20 protein-coding genes, 4 tRNA genes and 1 pseudogene are annotated in these 16,947 nt (G+C 69.6%); 19 read left to right on the forward strand and 6 right to left on the reverse strand.

Going from position 1 to position 16,947, the window contains the following annotated elements; all coding sequences use genetic code 11:
* Positions 1 to 274: integrase core domain-containing protein (locus ABZ807_RS25750; RefSeq protein WP_357163023.1), on the forward strand; the 274-nt coding region annotated here is incomplete at its 5' end.
* Here ABZ807_RS25750 and ABZ807_RS25755 read toward each other — a convergent pair.
* The gene (locus tag ABZ807_RS25755) at positions 247 to 852 is read right to left on the reverse strand and encodes an AAC(3) family N-acetyltransferase (protein WP_357163026.1); all 606 of its coding nucleotides are present in this window, start codon (positions 850 to 852) and stop codon (positions 247 to 249) included. The genes ABZ807_RS25750 and ABZ807_RS25755 overlap by 28 nt on opposite strands.
* A gap of 452 nt (positions 853 to 1,304) precedes the next feature.
* On the reverse strand, positions 1,305 to 1,799 hold the full coding sequence (locus ABZ807_RS25760; RefSeq protein ID WP_357163029.1) for a YajQ family cyclic di-GMP-binding protein: 495 nt from the start codon (positions 1,797 to 1,799) through the stop codon (positions 1,305 to 1,307).
* A 150-nt stretch (positions 1,800 to 1,949) separates the two neighbouring features.
* Here ABZ807_RS25760 and ABZ807_RS25765 point away from each other — a divergent pair.
* Positions 1,950 to 2,033, forward strand: a tRNA-Tyr gene (locus ABZ807_RS25765).
* A 304-nt stretch (positions 2,034 to 2,337) separates the two neighbouring features.
* Here ABZ807_RS25765 and ABZ807_RS25770 read toward each other — a convergent pair.
* The 4 genes from ABZ807_RS25770 to ABZ807_RS25785 form a co-directional block, all read right to left on the reverse strand.
* On the reverse strand, positions 2,338 to 3,246 hold the full coding sequence (locus ABZ807_RS25770) for a hypothetical protein (protein ID WP_357163032.1): 909 nt from the start codon (positions 3,244 to 3,246) through the stop codon (positions 2,338 to 2,340).
* A complete protein-coding gene (locus ABZ807_RS25775) occupies positions 3,243 to 3,578 on the reverse strand; it encodes a PadR family transcriptional regulator (protein ID WP_357163035.1) in 336 nt (111 codons plus the stop codon). Before ABZ807_RS25775 ends, ABZ807_RS25770 begins: the two co-directional genes overlap by 4 nt.
* A gap of 290 nt (positions 3,579 to 3,868) precedes the next feature.
* A complete protein-coding gene (locus tag ABZ807_RS25780) occupies positions 3,869 to 4,546 on the reverse strand; it encodes an ion channel (protein ID WP_357163038.1) in 678 nt (225 codons plus the stop codon).
* Positions 4,547 to 4,553: 7 nt separating this feature from the next.
* The gene (locus tag ABZ807_RS25785) at positions 4,554 to 5,318 is read right to left on the reverse strand and encodes a hypothetical protein (protein ID WP_357163041.1); all 765 of its coding nucleotides are present in this window, start codon (positions 5,316 to 5,318) and stop codon (positions 4,554 to 4,556) included.
* A gap of 243 nt (positions 5,319 to 5,561) precedes the next feature.
* Here ABZ807_RS25785 and ABZ807_RS25790 point away from each other — a divergent pair, with 243 nt between their 5' ends.
* The 17 genes and pseudogenes from ABZ807_RS25790 (at position 5,562) to rplL (ending at position 16,752) form a co-directional block, all read left to right on the forward strand.
* Entirely contained in the window at positions 5,562 to 5,849 is a 288-nt protein-coding gene (locus ABZ807_RS25790) for a DUF1905 domain-containing protein (RefSeq protein ID WP_357163044.1), read from the forward strand.
* 487 nt (positions 5,850 to 6,336) lie between these two features.
* Complete coding sequence (locus ABZ807_RS25795) at positions 6,337 to 6,483, forward strand: hypothetical protein (protein ID WP_357163047.1); 147 nt, start codon at positions 6,337 to 6,339, stop codon at positions 6,481 to 6,483.
* Between the two features lie 96 nt (positions 6,484 to 6,579).
* Positions 6,580 to 9,141 carry a bifunctional diguanylate cyclase/phosphodiesterase gene (locus ABZ807_RS25800; RefSeq protein ID WP_357163050.1) on the forward strand — a complete coding sequence of 854 codons (2,562 nt, stop codon included), beginning with the start codon at positions 6,580 to 6,582 and terminating at the stop codon, positions 9,139 to 9,141.
* A 95-nt stretch (positions 9,142 to 9,236) separates the two neighbouring features.
* Positions 9,237 to 9,309, forward strand: a tRNA-Thr gene (locus ABZ807_RS25805).
* Between the two features lie 26 nt (positions 9,310 to 9,335).
* Positions 9,336 to 9,408, forward strand: a tRNA-Met gene (locus tag ABZ807_RS25810).
* Between the two features lie 134 nt (positions 9,409 to 9,542).
* Positions 9,543 to 9,710: a 50S ribosomal protein L33 gene (rpmG, locus tag ABZ807_RS25815; RefSeq protein ID WP_013288652.1), complete on the forward strand. Its 168-nt coding sequence runs from the start codon at positions 9,543 to 9,545 to the stop codon at positions 9,708 to 9,710.
* A 122-nt stretch (positions 9,711 to 9,832) separates the two neighbouring features.
* Positions 9,833 to 10,279, forward strand: coding sequence for a MaoC family dehydratase N-terminal domain-containing protein (locus ABZ807_RS25820; RefSeq protein ID WP_357163053.1), 447 nt, complete (start codon positions 9,833 to 9,835; stop codon positions 10,277 to 10,279).
* A gap of 1 nt (position 10,280) precedes the next feature.
* Entirely contained in the window at positions 10,281 to 10,679 is a 399-nt protein-coding gene (locus ABZ807_RS25825; protein ID WP_357163056.1) for a MaoC family dehydratase, read from the forward strand.
* Positions 10,680 to 10,799: 120 nt separating this feature from the next.
* Positions 10,800 to 10,872 (forward strand) — tRNA-Trp (locus ABZ807_RS25830).
* A 210-nt stretch (positions 10,873 to 11,082) separates the two neighbouring features.
* Positions 11,083 to 11,481, forward strand: coding sequence for a preprotein translocase subunit SecE (gene secE, locus ABZ807_RS25835; protein WP_357163059.1), 399 nt, complete (start codon positions 11,083 to 11,085; stop codon positions 11,479 to 11,481).
* Between the two features lie 38 nt (positions 11,482 to 11,519).
* Positions 11,520 to 12,242 (forward strand): transcription termination/antitermination protein NusG, encoded by a 723-nt coding sequence (gene nusG / locus ABZ807_RS25840; RefSeq protein ID WP_357163062.1) that lies wholly within the window; start codon positions 11,520 to 11,522, stop codon positions 12,240 to 12,242.
* A 195-nt stretch (positions 12,243 to 12,437) separates the two neighbouring features.
* Positions 12,438 to 12,869, forward strand: coding sequence for a 50S ribosomal protein L11 (rplK, locus tag ABZ807_RS25845; RefSeq protein WP_357163065.1), 432 nt, complete (start codon positions 12,438 to 12,440; stop codon positions 12,867 to 12,869).
* Positions 12,870 to 12,951: 82 nt separating this feature from the next.
* Positions 12,952 to 13,671 (forward strand): 50S ribosomal protein L1, encoded by a 720-nt coding sequence (gene rplA / locus ABZ807_RS25850; RefSeq protein ID WP_357163068.1) that lies wholly within the window; start codon positions 12,952 to 12,954, stop codon positions 13,669 to 13,671.
* Positions 13,672 to 13,750: 79 nt separating this feature from the next.
* The gene (locus tag ABZ807_RS25855; protein ID WP_357163071.1) at positions 13,751 to 14,716 is read left to right on the forward strand and encodes an ATP-binding cassette domain-containing protein; all 966 of its coding nucleotides are present in this window, start codon (positions 13,751 to 13,753) and stop codon (positions 14,714 to 14,716) included.
* Positions 14,713 to 15,401, forward strand: a pseudogene (locus tag ABZ807_RS25860) (hypothetical protein). The gene ABZ807_RS25855 and the pseudogene ABZ807_RS25860 overlap by 4 nt, the downstream one beginning before the upstream one ends.
* A gap of 367 nt (positions 15,402 to 15,768) precedes the next feature.
* Positions 15,769 to 16,314 carry a 50S ribosomal protein L10 gene (gene rplJ / locus ABZ807_RS25865; RefSeq protein WP_130328959.1) on the forward strand — a complete coding sequence of 182 codons (546 nt, stop codon included), beginning with the start codon at positions 15,769 to 15,771 and terminating at the stop codon, positions 16,312 to 16,314.
* A gap of 54 nt (positions 16,315 to 16,368) precedes the next feature.
* The gene (gene rplL, locus ABZ807_RS25870; RefSeq protein ID WP_357163074.1) at positions 16,369 to 16,752 is read left to right on the forward strand and encodes a 50S ribosomal protein L7/L12; all 384 of its coding nucleotides are present in this window, start codon (positions 16,369 to 16,371) and stop codon (positions 16,750 to 16,752) included.
* The last annotated feature ends 195 nt before the right edge of the window (positions 16,753 to 16,947 follow it).

Here is a 16,947-nt window from a genome sequence, read left to right on the forward strand (position 1 = left end):
CTTCGACTCCCTGCACCACGCCCGCGAGTTCGCCGCCGAGTTCTTCACCTACTACAACCACGAACACCGCCACAGCGGCATCGGCCTGCACACCCCCGCCTCAGTGCACTACGACACCGCCAGCGACGTGCACGACCAGCGGCAGGCCACCCTCGACGCCGCCTGGCGAGCCCACCCCGACCGGTTCACCCGCCGACCCCGACCACCCGCCCTGCCCGACACCGTGTGGATCAACAAACCAGCAGCTCAACCCGCAGATCTACAGAACACCTGACCACGAAAACGTCTCACTTGACTTGACAGGTTCCGCTCCGCGAGGTGTAGCGAGGTGTTGGAGCTGTAACCGCATCCGAGCAGTAGCACCTTGCCGTTGAGCCGGTACACCGCGCCGAGCGGTGAATTCTCGCCCAACGCATCGTCGAGTTGGTGCCCGCCCCCGATGCCCGCAGCGTTCCTGCCGAGTGCGGCAAAGGAGACCTGCGGATGATCGCTGCGCAGTGCACCCGGCCACGTGCGGACCGCCTCGGCGATGACACCCATCCATCGGCTCGGCGTACACAACGGGTCAAAGCCGGGAGCCTGCTCGCGGATCGCGGGCCACCACGCCTCCGGGACAGGCGGATGCTGCCACCCGGCCGGGTCCGTGTTCTCGGGCGTATGGGTTGGCACGACGAGCGTGCCCTCCGGGCCGAGCACATCCAGCAGCGCTTGCACAACTGCCTGGGTGCCTCCGGCAACGAACCCGAGGCTCCGGTTCGACGAGTGCAGCAGCAGGACGTCGCCCGAAGCGATGCCGAGCGCACGCAGGTCGAACGCAAGCGACTGAACGGTGTGGGGCAACGGCTGGTCCATTCGGCGCAATGTAGACGGATGCCGGGCCATCCATGGGCCGGTAACAACGAGGCCAAGCGGTCATGGGCGGGCACGAACGGCCAGCGCCACGGCCACCACGAGCAGACGTTCCTGGCATCACGGACGGCGGATCACGCTCGGAGACGCCATGGCCTGTCGGTCCTCCCTGCAACAGCGTGAGGTGGGTGACTACCTGGGTGACGACGGGCACGAGCGGTGGTGGACGTCCACGGACTCTGGTGGATGGTTGCCGCAGCTAGATCCCTTTGGCGATGCAGGTCAGCGAGCCGTGTTGGTTGCCTGGGGGTCAAGGGGGTCGACGAGGACCAGGTCCAGGCCGTCACCAGGCCGTCGGAGGTCGATCGGGAGCGACCAACGACGACCACTGGTGACGACGTCTGCCCAGGTGACAAGGCGTGGTCGGCCCGATGACCAGGCCGGCCGAAGCCTGCTTACCTGTAGTTGGTGAACTGCAGGGCGACGCCGAAGTCCTCGGCCTTGAGCAGTGCGATGACGGCCTGGAGGTCGTCCTTCTTCTTGCCGGTGACCCGGAGCTGGTCGCCCTGGATCTGGGCCTGGACGCCCTTCGGGCCCTCGTCGCGGATCTTCTTGCTGATCGCCTTGGCCTTGTCCGAGTCGATGCCCTGAATCACCTTCGCGTCGATCTTGAAGATCTTGCCCGACGGGCGGGGGTCGCCCGCGTCCAGCGACTTCAGCGAGATGTTCCGCTTGATCACCTTCTCCTTGAAGACCTCCAGCGCGGCCCGGACCCGCTCCTCGGTTTCCGCCTGGAGGCTGATCGCCTCCTCGCCCGACCAGGAGATCTCCGCGCCGGTGCCGCGGAAGTCGAACCGCGTCGCGAGCTCCTTCTCCGCCTGGCGGAGTGCGTTGTCGACCTCCTGGCGGTCGACCTTGCTCACGATGTCGAACGACGGGTTCGCTGCCATGCTCATGCTCCTGCTGTCCGGCGGTCAGTCACGTACCGTCGCCCGCTGTGACCAGCGGCACGACCCCCTGACCGTACCCGGTTGCGGCGGCCCCGGGGGCAACCGCTATCCTTGGCTCCGCTGCCGCGCGCGAGTGCGGTGGTACGCCCTGGCGGGTTGCCCGAGCGGCCAATGGGAGCGGACTGTAAATCCGTCGCGAAAGCTTCAGAGGTTCGAATCCTCTACCCGCCACCAGGTGCAGAAAGAGGCCCTTGACCAGCGCGAACGCCGGTCAAGGGCCTCTTTCGTGAGTCTCACTCAGTCCCGCTCCAGCCCGCTCGATCTCGCTGGCCGTGTCGCATACGTGTCGGCGAGATCATCGGGTGACGGAAGCCGCCAGGCGGGTTCCGTCAGGCGGCGTCGCCGGCCGCAGCTGGGTGGATTCGTTCATTGGCCGGCGGGGTTGCAGGTGGGAAGACGGGCGACCCGAGTTATCGGCGCGACAGGTGCGCCCCGCCGCTCTCTCTCTACGAGAATTGGTGGCGGGACGCTTCCGTGTCTACATGCGGGCTTGGCGGCGGCCTGCAATTGTGCCGGCCGCAAGCGTGATCACCATGACGGCCGTGAGGATAAGGATCGTGGTGATGGAGGTTTCTAGTTCCCACCCTGCTTGCTTGAAGTAGAGCTCGAAGGTGGCTTGCGCCAAGGCTGGCGCCAGGAGAAGCACCGAGGCGACGATGGGCATCCGTGCATCGATGGGCGCGGTGATGACGGCCAGTGCGGCGAACGCGTACAGGGACATCAGTGGTGCGTCCGACCAGCCGTTGATCGGGCTCGGCGTCAAAGCGACGACTGCCAGTGCCCCGAGGACGGGCCAGGCCCACGGTCTGGTCACGGGCGTTCGGGGTGCGCGGAGCAGTCCCAGCAAGGCGAGCGAAGCCAGCAGCGCTGGCCAGAACTTGGGAACAATCGCGCTCTGGAGGCTATAAACCGACCAGAGCGATGGGTTTGCCGACCAGAGTTGCGCGGCCACGGTCAGTATCGTCGCAGCGAATGCCAGCCGGTAGCTACCCCACGCCGCAGCGAAAAGAGCGATGGTCAGCAGCGCCGGAATGGCAATGTGCATGTACCACCATGTGTCGGGTTTGTACGGACCCTCCGACAGCATCGTCACCAAGAATGAGATCGGACTCCCGGCCCAGAGCGTCATGCCGTACACGAGCAGGGACAGCGCGGACAGTCGCAGCGCGGAGTATCCCAGCGCCGATCGCGAGCCGAGACGGTCAACGCCGGTGCGGGCGCGTAGCCCTCCGACCACGAGCGCCGCCGCTTCTCGAAGGCTCGGCCGCCGCCGCTCGTCGTCGGCCGTGGCGAGCAGGGTTTCGAGCATCTCGTCGGCGCGGTACTGCTGGTAGGCGCGGGGGTAGGCCCGCAGTAGCCACCGGTAACGGCGCTCCAGCTCAGTCATGCCGGCACCACCCAAGCCGCCGCAGTCGTCGAGCGGACGGAACGGTCACGAACGACGCTCGCCGCCGCAGCCATCCGCTCTGCTTCCGCACGCAGCGCGGACATACCTCGCTGGGTCAGCTCGTAGGTGCGGCGGGCCCGGCCGTTGACCACCGCTTCCTCGGCCACCCGCACCATCTCTTCACGGGTGAGCCGGTCCAAAGCGGCGTAGAGGGTGCCCGTCGTGAGGCGCACCCGCCCGTCGGACAACTCCTGCGCCCGCTTGACGATCGCGTAGCCGTGCAAGGGTTCGTCCTGCAACGCGGCCAAGATGAAGTAGGTGGGTTCGCGCATCGACGCGAAGGATCCAGTCATGCTGTCAACATAAGCAGATGATCAATGCATAGGTCAAGACTCGATGAGCGCAACGGCGGCTACGCGGAGTGGATGGCGTTTGTCGCTCATGACCGTCTTGGCCACTGTCGACCCCTGTCGTCTGCCCGATCGGGTAGGTCGGATCAGTCGGACGGCGGAGGGCCGGGTGAAGCTGCGTCGGGCGATCGTGGTGCTGACCGGTCAGCTCGCGAAAATCCGCCCTGAGGTGGAGGGTGCCCATCGCCTCCCGGGTCGGCGCCGTGAGCCGGCTATTGTCCGCGACGCGCGACCCCGAAAGTAGATACGAGCCGGGCGACCAGGGTAACCAGGAAGATCTGGCCGGTCAGCGCGTCAAACACGGCCAGGGTGCGGCCGGGTTCGTTGGCGGCCGTGAAGTCGCCGTACCCAACCGTGGTCATGGTGATGAAGCTGAAGTATTGAATAGTGTTGTTGTTGGCCGGCTGTCCGTTGGAGAAAAGGGCGGCCCCCTGAAACTGTGCTACGGCTGAGAACAGCGCGGCATAGAAGAAGCCGATCAGAAGATACGCACTCAGGGCACCGAAGATCGTCTGCAGCGTGACTATCCGGTGAGCCAGCACGCGCCGTACCACCGACACTATCGCTAGTGCCAGGATCGCGGCCATCCACAGCGAGATCAGCCCATGCACGGCACGATTTGGCTCCACGATGAGGAGGATGGCGGCGACCGCCGACGCGACCGCCAGAACCCAGAACAGCCGGCGGGAGCCTGGTTGCTCCGGATGTGCGCTGCGCAGCGCCAATGTCAACGCGGTCAGGTAGAGCAGCAGCGGCAAGGGACGTGCGCGCTCGCCGGGCAGGAACGCGGTCAGCAGGAAGCTGATCAACAGCAGCGCGAGGACCAAGCCGTAGCGGTCAGGTGCAGAGACGCCCTTGTCGGGGTCCGGCGGCGCCGTGCTCTCTCCCACGGCCCGGTCAACCCTGATCGGGATCGGCGAGGAAGCTGGCCAGCTTGTCCCGGCGTCGCTGCGCGAACCGGGCGCCCAGGCGTGCGCCGAAGATCCAGAACAATACTGCCACGGCGCAGCCCATCGTCACGCCGACGACGAACAAGGTTTCTGGGATCCGCTGGCCGCGCCAGCTGTGGTAGGTGGCCGTCCACAACCCGACGGTGGGGAGGCTGATCAGCAACACGAGGCCTGGTATCAGCATCCACGGGATCATCGCGACGATGAGCCAGCGGACGATCTTGCGGCGGAACGGCTTGCGGTGCACCCACCGTTGTTTCAGGGGAACCGCGTGGTACGGGAAGAACACTCCAAGCCAGGCCGCGACGCCGAGCGCGCCGAGCGGCACTACAGCGATCCACAACACGGTGAAGACCGTGGCCAACGGTCGCGTGTCGTGGATCCCTACCGCGACCGCGATGGCCGCCGCGAGAGGCGAGACGAGCAGCCAAAGCACCAGGTTCTTGGCACGCTGCCTATGGCGTAGCGCCGTCCGGTCTCCCAGCACTCTGATACTGCGCTGGCCGTCGGAGCCGAGCAGGTTGGTCGCCGGCACGTCGGAGTACATCCACCCGGCGAGGACCACCGGGAACGCCAGCGGTCCATGAAAGGTGAACAGCAGGTTGATCAGGCTCGGGGGAAGGAGGAACCATGCGAGCGTAAGGGCAGTCCCGTTGCCGGCGACGATGAGAGGAACGTCGAACGGCTTGTGGAACGCCCGGCGCAGCTCCATGCGGAACGCGTCGGGGAGCCGCAGGGGTTGGCCCGCCGCGGTCACGGACCAGCCGCCGGTCTCGGTGTCAACGCCACGGCGGTCGCCTACCCCTGAACCTGGGGCAGAAACACGTCGGCTCCACCTGAAAACCGACTACGTGGTTCCGGCGCGTCCCAGTGCTTGTCGCAACAGGTGCGGAAGAGTTCGTGAACAGCAAGGTCCATCCGTACGCCCGGATGGTTGCGCTCCTATCCTGAGCCGATGGACCTGGAGTTCAGCGGCGAGGTGTGGTTCTGGAAGGGCCCGGCGCCATGGCACTTCATCACCGTTCCAGAAGGGGACTGCCATGAGCTGGACGCCATGTCCGCGTCCGTGAGCTACGGCTGGGGCATGATCCCGGTCGCGGCCCAGATCGGGGAGACCCGGTGGACGACGTCGCTGTTCCCCAAGGACCGGCGGTACGTCGTGCCGGTGAAGGTGGGCGTGCGAGAGGCCGAAGGGCTCAAGGTCGGCGACGTGGTGGCGGTCCGTCTGGTGGTCGACGTCTGACCGGTAAGCTGCACCAGCTGCCGCCTGCCGTGTCGGATAGGGGCTGGTGCTTCGGGGTGGTGTGGAGGATTCTGACGGTCGCGGATGTGTCGACTGTCGGCGGAGCGCCGGTCGCCCGATCCCCGCGCCCGGGCACTCCCTGGGCGACGGCGGGCCGCGCCGGCGCCCCGGCCTGCCGGGAGAGGCGAGGTCGCTCCCGGGCGTACCCCGCCCGGTGGCTTCTGACCGGATCTTCTGACTGGCCGGGTCTCGGAGCAAAAGTCCAACTCGGCGGTGGACGAGGCAATCGCGGCTAAAGACGGAAGGCGCGTCATCTGGATGCTGGTCAGGCCCGCGGGCCGCCCCGTCTGGTGACTTGTCGTCGACCGTCCCAACCGGCCGGTACGGACCATGCTGATCGGCCGTCCGTGCGCTTTGCGGGTCAGCCCGCTTGTGGCACGATCGTGGAATCTTCACCTCCGACCCAACTGCCGACAGGAGCACACAAATGTCTGGTCAAAGACTGGCCCGGCGGGTGAGCGTGATGCTCGTACTCGCCGCCCTCGCCGCTGGATTCGGCACCGCGCTGCTCGGCGACGGGATCACCGAGCTGCGGACCTTTGACTACGTCTGGACGACGCCGCCGGCTCGCTAACTCCGTCGGCGTCCGTCGCGGGTCGGGTGCACCTGCCGGCGGCGGCGTGACGCCGATCCGTCGACGGCCCCCGGCCAGTGACTGATGAGGAGTGTTATGGCCGATCGTCGGTCGTCCTCGGCCGGAGCGGCGTCTCCTCGACGGCCCGCTGAGCACGCCTGGTTGGTCACGGGGCCGCTGGCCCTCGTGGCCGTCGTCTTCTGCACCGCGATCGGCCTGGTCACGCCGCACCCCTTCGGGCTGCACCCCTTCGGGTCGTGGCGCCTGGCCGGGGTCCTGCTCACCGTCATGGTGGTGGCCGGCCTGCCGATGCTCAACTTCGTGATCGGCCGGCAGTCCTTCGGTGTACGACTCACCGAGATCCCGCTCGTCCTCGCCTTCTACTTCCTGCCACCGCTGATGGTCGTGCTGGCCTACACCCTGGCCACCCTCATCACCCATCTGCGATACCGCTTCGGCTTCGCGAAACTCGCGTTCAACGTGGCCAATGCCTCCGCCGCCGCGTCCTTCGCCGCGCTGGTGCTGCTGGCGTTGCCGCCGATCCGTGGGGTGGGGCCGGGCACCTGGGGCGTGCTCTTCGCCTCGGTCAGCACCTTCACGCTGGCCACCCTGGTCGGCGTGGCGGGGGTCATCACGGTCATGCATGGCTGGCAGGCCGGCGCGGGGGTGCTGCGGAACCAGGTGCCGCCGCTGCTGACTCAGACGATCAATGTGGTGGTCGGTCTGGTCGTGCTCATCGCGCTGAAGACCACCTGGTGGTCGGCGGTCCTCATCGCCGTGCTCGCCGGCGCCGCGGCCATGGTCTACCGCTCCTACGCCCAGTTCTTCCGTCAGCACCGGACGCTCGGCGGCATGTACGGGCTGACCAAGGCGATGACCGCGGAGGGGCAGAGCGGCAACCTGGTGGACGTCCTGCTCGGCCGGATCCGGGCGCTCATGCAGGCCGAGTACGCCACCCTCTGGCTGCCCGCCCAGGGCCGGCACCCTGAGGTCATGTTGACCGCCCGGGTGGACAACTCCGGCCTGCTCGACGTCGCACCCACTCCCGAAGTGATCCGGGAGGAGACCCGACGGCAGCAGCGGAGCCTGGCGCTCGGCGTCCGGCTCGGCGGGGACGAAAAACTGCGGGCGTCGCTGCGGACCACCGGCGTCAAGGACGTCATCGCCGTACCGCTGCGCTCCGGGCAGGCCGTCATCGGCACCCTGGAGGTGGCCAACCGGCTCAGCGACGTCGGCCACTTCACCGCCAGCGACATCCCCATCTTCGAGACCGTCGCGGCGCACGCCGCGGTCGCCCTGGAGAATTCCCGCCTGGTCGACCGGCTGCGGCACGACGCGTACCACGACGCGCTCACCAAGCTGCCCAACCGCCGGCGGATCACCGGCGCGCTCGACGAGGCGGTCAAGATCCGCGCGCCCGGCGAGGTGGTGGCGGTGCTGCTCTTCGACGTGGACGGCCTGCGCCAGGTTAACGAGTCCCTCGGCCACGCCGCGGGCGACAAGGTTCTCGTCGAGGTGGCCGAGCGGCTGCGTGCCTGCGCGCCCTCGTCGGCCCTGGTGGGCCGCGCCGGCGGGGACGAGTTCCTGGTCACCCTCCGGCTGGAGAACGCCGAGGTGGCGCTGGAGTTGGCCGCCCAGCTGCGCGACCAGATCCGCGACGAGATGGTCTTCGACGCCCTCACCCTCGACGTGGACACCGCGGTCGGGGTCGCCGTGCACCCGGACCACGGCAGCGACGCCGCCTCGCTGCTGCAACGGGTCGACCTGGCCGCGACGGCGGCCAAGTCGGTTCCGGGCAGCGTGCAGCTGTTCAACCCGGCGCTGGAGTCCCGGTCGCTGCGCCGGCTCGGCCTCGCCGGCGACCTGCGTCGTGCGCTCGACGAAGGCGAGCTGGGGGTCTACTTCCAACCGAAGGTGACGCTGCGGGACCGACGGCTGATCGGGGTCGAGTGCCTGGCCCGTTGGGAACACCCGACGCACGGGACGGTGAGCCCGGAGGACTTCGTCGCGGTGGCCGAGCACACCGGCCAGCTGGGCCGGCTCACCGAGGTGGTGCTGCGGGAGGGGCTGCGGCGCAGCCGGGACTGGAGCCACACCGGCCAGCCGCTCGCCGTCGCGGTCAACCTCGCCGCGCGTACGCTGACCGATCAGCACTTCCCGGACCGGGTACGCGAGCTGTTGACCGAGTACGGCGTCCCGCCACAGCGACTCACCTTCGAGATCCGCGAGTCCGGGGTGCTGGACGGCACCGACCGGCCGATCCCGACCCTGCGCCGGCTGCGGGATCTCGGCGTACGGCTCTCGGTGGACGACTTCGGCACCGGCGACTCCTCGCTGGCCCACCTGCGCCGCCTGCCGGTGCACGAGGTCAAGGTCGACCGCTCCTTCGTGCAGGGCATGGCGACCGATCCGGGGGACCTGGCGATCGTCAACGCGGTGGTCACGCTCTCCCAGCAGTTCGGCCTCGCTGTGGTGGCCGAGGGCGTGGAGAGCGAGCTGACCCTGGAGCTGCTCCAGGACATCGGCTGCGAGATCGGCCAGGGCTTCCTGTTCAGCCGGCCGCTGCCGTACGAGCGCCTGGAGGCCTGGTTCGGCGCCCAGGTGGACCCGGAGACGATCTCCGCCGGCGAGTCGCCGAGACTGCGGGTCGTGCCCTGATCTGCGGAAACGCGGTGGAGGGGGATCCGATTTCACCTCGGCGATGAGGTCATGTACTGTTACCTCTGCGCGACGCCCTCCGGGTGATCGGGCAGGCCCCCTTAGCTCAGTCGGCAGAGCGTCTCCATGGTAAGGAGAAGGTCTACGGTTCGATTCCGTAAGGGGGCTCAGAGGGTCCGGCTGGACCCGCCCGCGGCGGTGTAGCTCAGATGGCAGAGCAAGCGGCTCATAATCGCTGTGTCGCCGGTTCAAGTCCGGCCACCGCTACTCTCGTCCACCGGGCTTCGTTCCCGGCGGTCGGTGGGACGGGCGCCATTGGCGCCCACTTTGCATGTCCGCGCATTGGTCGCGTAGGCTGATGCGTCGTAGTTGATACCCGTTAGCGAGGAAGGCACTCCGCCGTGGCGAAGGCGACCGATGTTCGGCCGAAGATCACTTTGGCGTGTGTTGAGTGCAAGGAGCGCAACTACATCACGCGCAAGAACCGTCGTAACGACCCGGACCGCATCGAGCTGAAGAAGTTCTGCCCCCGGGACGGCAAGCACACGGTCCACCGCGAGACCCGCTGACCCGCGGCCGGCATCGCCGGCCTGTCCCCGCTTCACCGGACGCCGATCCGCACGGATGGCGCGGCACCAGCCGCCCCTCCCGCGCGGATCGGCGTTCGTGCTTTCCGTGTAGGTTCGGCGGCATGTCTCTGGACCCGTCCTTCGTCGGCCGGACCTATCCGCCGACCGCCCCCTATCAGGTGGGCCGAGAAAAGATCCGCGAGTTCGCCACCGCCGTCGGCGCCACCGATCCGGCCCACCACGATCCGGAGGCGGCCCGGGCGTTGGGCCACCCGGACGTGGTCGCCCCGCCGACCTTCCCTGTGGTGATCACGATGGCCGCCAGCCGGCAGATCGTCGAGGACCCGGCGCTGGGCGTCGACTACAGCCGGGTGGTCCACGGCGACCAGCGCTTCGGGTACACCCGCCCGGTGGTGGCCGGGGACGAGCTGGTCTGCGTCAACACCATCGAAGACGTCACCACCCGGGGTGGGCACGGTTTCCTGACCACCCGCACCGACGTCAGCACCACCGCCGGCGAGCCGGTGGTCGCCGTCTGGTCAAAGATCGTCGTACGCGGGGAGGCCTGACATGGAGCTGCCGACTCAGACGTTCCGGATCACCCGGGCGGACCTGGTCCGCTACGCGGGCGCGTCCGGCGACTTCAACCCGATCCACTGGAGCGACCGGACCGCCACCAAGGTGGGCCTGCCCGGGGTGATCGCCCACGGGATGTTCACCATGGCGCTGGTCGGCCGCGCGGTCACCACCTGGGCGGGCGCGCCCGACGCGGTGGTCGACTTCGGCGTCCGGTTCACCCGGCCGGTGGTGGTCCCGGACGACGACCAGGGCACCGAGATCGAGGTCAACGCGGTGGTGAAGGAGGTCACCGAGGAGGGCCTGACCAGGCTCGACGTGACCGCCACCTGCCTGGGGGACAAGGTCCTCTCGCAGGCCCGGGCGACCGTCCGGACCCCCGCCGACCGCTGACCGATACGTGATGGGCGGTACCGGTTGGGAAAGTCGGGGGACTACCCGTACACTGGTCCGCCGTGGGGCAAGTGACCCCTGCTCGGCCCTCTTGGCCGGGCGGGGCGAGCGTTGCCGCACAGGGGTGTAGCTCAATTGGCAGAGCAGCGGTCTCCAAAACCGCAGGCTGCAGGTTCAAGTCCTGTCACCCCTGCGCCTCAGGCCTGACCGTTCCCGTGGGTCGCGCCGCCAACCGGCGGCGTCCGGCCCGTGGTGGTGGCATCGGCGGGGTGGTTCCGAGGCATCGGGCCCCTTCGTCCGGTCCGCCGGCCGCGGCCCGTCGCGGGACGGCTGGTCCGGCCGGCGTGACCAGCGCCGCGTACGCCCATCGGCGTGCGACCGACATCCCGCGACGGAGGGCGAAGTGGCCGAGAGCAAGCGGCGCGGCGAGGACGCCGGCGACGAGGGTCTGCGCGACGAGCGCGACGAGCTCGTCGACGACGTGGCCGACGACGACGACGCCACCGGCGCGGACGAGCCGGTCTCCCGGGGCGGTACCGCGACCCGCGCGCGGGCCCGTGCCGGGTCGGCGGACAGCAAGCCGAAGACCCGCACCGACCGGGTCGGGCTGTTCGCCCGCATCGCGCGTTTCTTCCGCGAGGTGGTCGCCGAACTGCGTAAGGTCATCTGGCCGACCCGCAAGGAGCTGCTGACCTACACGGCCGTGGTGGTGACGTTCGTCGCGGTGATGCTGACGATCGTCGGCCTTCTCGACCTCGCCTTCGCGAAGGGCGTGCTGTGGGTCTTCGGCAACCCCAGCTGACCGGCCGACTGAGCCGATAGTGACGGAAGTGAGCGAGCGTGCCTGAGTACGACGAGACCGCCGAGACCACGGACGAGCAGTCCACGGTGGCGACGGCGGCCAGTGACGAGTCGGTCGAGGCCGCCAGCGAGCCGGAATTCCCGACCACCGAGCCGGCCCCGGACGAGGAGTACGACCCGGTCGCCGAGCTGCGCCAGAAGCTGCGCTACGCCCCCGGCGACTGGTACGTGGTGCACTCGTACGCCGGCTACGAGAACAAGGTCAAGACCAACCTTGAGACCCGGATCACCTCCCTCGACATGGAGGACTTCATCTACCAGGTCGAGGTGCCGACCCGGGAAGAGGTCGAGGTCAAGAACGGCAAGCGGTCCCAGGTCCAGGCCAAGGTCTTCCCGGGCTACATCCTGGTCCGGATGGAGCTGACCGCCGAGTCGTACTCCTGCGTGCGCAACACGCCGGGGGTCACCGGCTTCGTCGGTGCGACCGACCGGGCCGACCGGCCGGCGCCGCTGAGCCTCGACGAGGTGCTGAAGTGGCTGGCCCCGGCGATCGAGACCGAGCAGAAGAAGGCCAAGCCCGAGGTCAGGGTCCTCGACTTCGAGGTCGGCGACTCGGTCACCGTCACCGACGGCGCGTTCGCCTCGCTGCCGGCGACGATCAGTGAGATCAACGCCGACCAGCAGAAGCTCAAGGTGCTGGTGTCGATCTTCGGCCGGGAGACTCCGGTCGAGCTGAACTTCAACCAGGTCGCCAAGATCTGACGTCCGGGTCGCCGGCGGTGGGCGCTCGCCCGCCGCCGGCGTACCCGTTTCCGCCCCTCCGCCGGACCTCGGCGGACCTCGACGGACGGGGCGGTGGAACGCTGCGCTACCCTAGAACGTCGTCGCTGTCGCATCGCGCTGACCGTGCGCGCCCGCAGCCGGCACCTTTCCCAGTTCCAAGCCCCAGGAAGTGACATGCCTCCGAAGAAGAAGCTCGTCAAGACGTTCACGCTTCAGCTGAAGGCGGGCCAGGCGACCCCGGCCCCGCCGGTGGGACCCGCGCTCGGTCAGCACGGCGTGAACATCATGGAGTTCTGCAAGTCCTACAACGCGCAGACCGAGGCTCAGCGGGGCGACATCGTTCCCGCCGAGATCAGCGTGTACGAGGACCGGACCTTCACCTTCGTCCTGAAGACCCCGCCCGCCGCCCGGCTGCTGCTCAAGGCCGCCGGTGTGGAGAAGGGCTCCGGCGTGCCGCAGAGCCAGAAGGTCGGCTCGGTGAGTCAGGCCCAGGTGCGGGAGATCGCCGAGAAGAAGATGGTCGACCTCAACGCCAACGACATCGACCAGGCTGCGAAGATCATCGCCGGCACCGCCCGGTCGATGGGCATCATCGTCAACGACTGACGTCGGTCAGCACTTTCCCGATCAGTTCGTGGGAGGGCGCGCGGTCACCGCGGCCCGCCAGAGACCACAGGAGTAGTCAGAAATGCCACGCAGCAAGAGCTACCGCAAGGCCGCCGACGTCATCGACCGGTCGAAGCTCTACACCCCCGCCGAGGCCGTGAAGCTGGCCAAGGACACCACCAACGTCAAGTTCGACGCCACGGTCGAGGTCGCGATGCGCCTCGGCGTCGACCCCCGTAAGGCGGACCAGATGGTCCGCGGTGTGGTCAACCTGCCGCACGGCACCGGTAAGACCGCCCGCGTGATCGTGTTCGCCGCCGGCGCGAAGGCCGAGGAGGCCGCCGCCGCCGGTGCCGACGAGGTGGGCACGGACGAGCTCGTCGCCCGGATCCAGGGCGGCTGGCTGGACTTCGACGCCGCGATCGCCACCCCGGACCAGATGGCCAAGATCGGCCGGATCGCGCGGATCCTGGGCCCGCGCGGCCTGATGCCGAACCCGAAGACGGGCACGGTGACCATGGACGTCACCAAGGCCGTCCAGGACATCAAGGGCGGCAAGATCACCTTCCGGGTGGACAAGCACTCCAACCTGCACCTGATCATCGGCAAGGCCTCGTTCTCCGAGACCCAGCTGGTGGACAACTACGCCGCCGTCCTCGACGAGGTGCTGCGCGCCAAGCCGTCGGCGTCCAAGGGCAAGTACCTCAAGAAGGTCACCCTGACCACCACCATGGGCCCGGGCGTCCCGGTCGACCCGAACCTGGTGAAGAACCTCCGGGAGGAGGGCTCGGCCGAGGGCTGAGCACGACTCCCGCGAAGGGGCCCCGCCACGACTCGTGGCGGGGCCCCTTCCGTTCGCCCGACTGTGGCAGGCTCGCGGCATGCGGCTGGAGGACGTCTGGCTCCGGTATCACCGGCGCGGCCCGTGGGTGCTGCGAGCGGTGCGGGCCCGGATCGAGCCGGGCGAGCTGGCGGTCGTGCTCGGCCGCAACGGCGTGGGCAAGTCCACCCTGCTCCAGCTCGCGGCCGGGGTGCTCCGACCGGGTCAGGGCCGGGTGGTCGACCGGCCCCGCCAGGTGGGCTGGGTGCCGGAACGCTTCCCCGCCGACCAGCCCTTCACCGTCGAGGGCTACCTCACCGCGATGGGCCGGGTCGCCGGGCTGTCCCGGTCCGGGGCGCTCCGGGAGTCCGACCAGTGGACCGAGCGGCTGGGCCTGGCCCGGTTCCGGGGCGTGCGGCTGCCCGAGCTGTCCAAGGGCACCGCGCAGAAGGTCGGGCTGGCCCAGGTGATGCTCCGCCGGCCCGGCCTGCTCGTGCTCGACGAGCCCTGGGAGGGCCTGGACGCCGCCGCCCGGGACCTGGTTCCCGCCCTGGTCGACGAGGTGCTGGCGGCCGGCGGGTCGGTGCTGCTCAGCGACCACCGGGGGGAGACCGTCCGACTGCCGGGCGCCCGGCGCTGGACGGTGGCCGACGGCGCGGTGACCGAGGAGACGTCCGTCGGGGCGGAGCCGATGGCCGTGGTCGAGCTAGCCGTACCGGCCGCGCGGGTGGCCGGCGCCGTCGCCCGGTTGCGCGCCGAGGGCCACCATGTCCTCCGGGTACGCCCCGATGCCGCGTCACCCGACGCCGCGTCACCCGACGCCGCGTCGCCCGATGCCGCCCCGCCCGACGCCGCGTCACCTGAGCACCGTCCGGTCGACCACGCACCGGCCCGGATCGGGCCGGCCGAGGCGGGGCCAGTAGACGCCGGGCCGGTAGACGCCGGGCCGGTCGGGGTGGGGCGGGCTGACGGGGCGCCGGGAGGAGGCGCCGCAGCGGGTGGCCCGGCGCGGGAGGCGTCCCGGTGACCGCGCTGGCGCGGCTGCGGCTGGCCGGCTTCCTGCGTACCGGACGGGCGCTGGCGCCGCTGCTTGCCGGCCTGCTCGCCCTCGGCGTCCTGTACGGCGGCGGCCGGGCCCAGCCGGCGGAGGCGTACGCCGTCTCCGCGGTGGTGCTCTTCCCGGTGCTGGCCTGGCAGACCAGGATCCTGCTCGACGTGGAGCCGGACGTGCAGCGCCGGCTGGCCGTGGTTGTCGTCGGCCCGGCCCGGGAACGCGCGGCCGGTCTGCTGGCGGCGACCGTGGCCGGGCTCGGCACGGTGGCCGTCGCGATGCTCCTCCCCTGGCTGGTGGGCGGGGTGACCGGCCCGGTGGGGTCGGGCGACCGGTCGCTGGCGGCGGGCCTCGCCCTCGGGCTCTGGGCCCACCTGCTCGCTCTGCCGGCGGCGGTGGCGCTCGGCGCCCTGGCCAGCCGGGCGGTCACCGGCAGCGCCGGTTACGCGTCGCGGTGCTGGCCCTGGGCGCGGTCGGCACCCTGGTGCTCGGCCTGAGCGGCTCGGTGGTGCCCTGGCTGGTGCCGCCGGTGATGGCGACCGCCCGGGCGCTGACCGGCCCGCTGGCCGCCTCGACGGCGCTCCTGCTCAGCGCGGGGGCGTTGGCCTGGGCCGCGGTGGCCCTGGCCGGCTACGCCTGGCGACGCCGGGTCCGCCCGTGATGGGGGCGTGTCCGGCGTCGCCGCGCCGACCGTGACGGGTGTCGGCCGCCGGGAGTGACCGGGCGCACGTGGGGGGCGATTTGGTGCTCACCACCGCGTGGCGTAACCTGGTGGCGAAGTTCCACCCAGAGACCGCTGGTCACCGTGCTCCGGCACGGTCGAAGGTCCCGCGATGACGGGCGACCCGCGCAGGGCGGCAAGCGAAAATCGGCTCTTCCCGTGGTCCGCCGACCATGGTGATCGTGCCGGCCCTCGCCCCGTGCGCCCTGCGCCGGGGCTTTTCTCGTTGTCGTGATCCTCCGCCGCCGTCCCAGGCCCTCCCGGCCTGCCGACGGCGACCAGCCTCGAGCAACGAGAGAGGAGGGACATGGCGGACAAGCCGATCCGGGCCGACAAGGCCACGGCCGTCGCTGAGCTGACCGACAGCTTCCGTAACGCGGGCGCTGCGGTGCTGACTGAGTACCGTGGTCTGACGGTTTCCCAGCTCACCCAGCTGCGGCGCTCGCTCGGCAAGGAGACCACCTACACGGTCGCGAAGAACACGCTGGCGAAGCGTGCCGCGACCGAGGCGGGCATCTCCGGCCTCGACGAGCTGTTCACCGGTCCTACCGCGCTGACTTTCGTTTCGGGCGACGTCGTCGAGGCGGCGAAGGGGCTTCGCGACTTCGCGAAGGCCAACCCGAAGCTCGTCATCAAGGGCGGTGTCTTCGAGGGCAAGGCCATTTCCGCGGCCGAGGTCACGAAGCTCGCCGACCTGGAGTCCCGTGAGGTGCTGCTGGCCAAGCTGGCCGGCGCGATGAAGGGCAACCTGAGCAAGGCCGCGGCCCTGTTCCAGGCTCCGCTCTCCAAGACCGCCCGTCTGGCGGCCGCCCTGCAGGACAAGCGCGAGAAGGAGGGCGCCGAGGCGGCCTGAGGCCTCCCGGCGCACCTAGTTCTTACCTAACAGATTGAGGAAAGGACGCCAGACATGGCGAAGCTCAGCACCGACGAGCTGCTCGACGCGTTCAAGGAGATGACGCTGATCGAGCTCTCCGAGTTCGTGAAGCAGTTCGAGGAGACCTTCGAGGTCACCGCTGCGGCCCCGGTCGCGATGGCCGCCGCCGCCCCGGGTGGCGCCGCAGCCGAGGCCGAGCCGGAGAAGGACGAGTTCGACGTCGTCCTCGAGGCTGACGGTGGCAAGAAGATCCAGGTCATCAAGGTCGTGCGTGAGCTGACCGGCCTGGGCCTCAAGGAGGCCAAGGACGTGGTCGAGGCCGCGCCGAAGGCCGTCCTGGAGAAGGTCAACAAGGAGACCGCCGAGAAGGCCAAGGCCAAGCTCGAGGGCGAGGGCGCCAAGGTCACCCTCAAGTAATTGAGGTACGACCAGGCGCGCGCCCGGCTCACGTGAGCCGCGGCACACCGCATCGCGGCGGGCGGTGATCCGGGACCGGATCACCGCCCGCCGTGGTTGGTGGCTACCGGTGGCTGCGGCGTGAGCAGGACGTCCGACGCCCGGCGTACGGGCCCCACGGGTGCCTGGCGGTGGTCCTGTGGTGGGAAAGAGGGC

This window comes from Micromonospora sp. NPDC047548 (genome assembly GCF_040642975.1).
Lineage (GTDB): Bacteria > Actinomycetota > Actinomycetes > Mycobacteriales > Micromonosporaceae > Micromonospora.

Excerpts from the sequence above, each read along its gene's own strand:
- ABZ807_RS25755 (WP_357163026.1), bottom strand. The coding sequence starts at position 852 with ATGGACCAGCCGTTGCCCCACACCGTTCAGTCGCTTGCGTTCGACCTG.
- ABZ807_RS25760 (WP_357163029.1), bottom strand. The coding sequence starts at position 1,799 with ATGGCAGCGAACCCGTCGTTCGACATCGTGAGCAAGGTCGACCGCCAG.
- ABZ807_RS25770 (WP_357163032.1), bottom strand. The coding sequence starts at position 3,246 with ATGACTGAGCTGGAGCGCCGTTACCGGTGGCTACTGCGGGCCTACCCC.
- ABZ807_RS25775 (WP_357163035.1), bottom strand. The coding sequence starts at position 3,578 with ATGCGCGAACCCACCTACTTCATCTTGGCCGCGTTGCAGGACGAACCC.
- ABZ807_RS25785 (WP_357163041.1), bottom strand. The coding sequence starts at position 5,318 with ATGGAGCTGCGCCGGGCGTTCCACAAGCCGTTCGACGTTCCTCTCATC.
- ABZ807_RS25790 (WP_357163044.1), top strand. The coding sequence starts at position 5,562 with ATGGACCTGGAGTTCAGCGGCGAGGTGTGGTTCTGGAAGGGCCCGGCG.
- ABZ807_RS25795 (WP_357163047.1), top strand. The coding sequence starts at position 6,337 with ATGTCTGGTCAAAGACTGGCCCGGCGGGTGAGCGTGATGCTCGTACTC.
- ABZ807_RS25800 (WP_357163050.1), top strand. The coding sequence starts at position 6,580 with ATGGCCGATCGTCGGTCGTCCTCGGCCGGAGCGGCGTCTCCTCGACGG.
- ABZ807_RS25820 (WP_357163053.1), top strand. The coding sequence starts at position 9,833 with ATGTCTCTGGACCCGTCCTTCGTCGGCCGGACCTATCCGCCGACCGCC.
- ABZ807_RS25825 (WP_357163056.1), top strand. The coding sequence starts at position 10,281 with ATGGAGCTGCCGACTCAGACGTTCCGGATCACCCGGGCGGACCTGGTC.
- rplK (WP_357163065.1), top strand. The coding sequence starts at position 12,438 with ATGCCTCCGAAGAAGAAGCTCGTCAAGACGTTCACGCTTCAGCTGAAG.
- rplA (WP_357163068.1), top strand. The coding sequence starts at position 12,952 with ATGCCACGCAGCAAGAGCTACCGCAAGGCCGCCGACGTCATCGACCGG.
- ABZ807_RS25855 (WP_357163071.1), top strand. The coding sequence starts at position 13,751 with ATGCGGCTGGAGGACGTCTGGCTCCGGTATCACCGGCGCGGCCCGTGG.
- rplJ (WP_130328959.1), top strand. The coding sequence starts at position 15,769 with ATGGCGGACAAGCCGATCCGGGCCGACAAGGCCACGGCCGTCGCTGAG.
- rplL (WP_357163074.1), top strand. The coding sequence starts at position 16,369 with ATGGCGAAGCTCAGCACCGACGAGCTGCTCGACGCGTTCAAGGAGATG.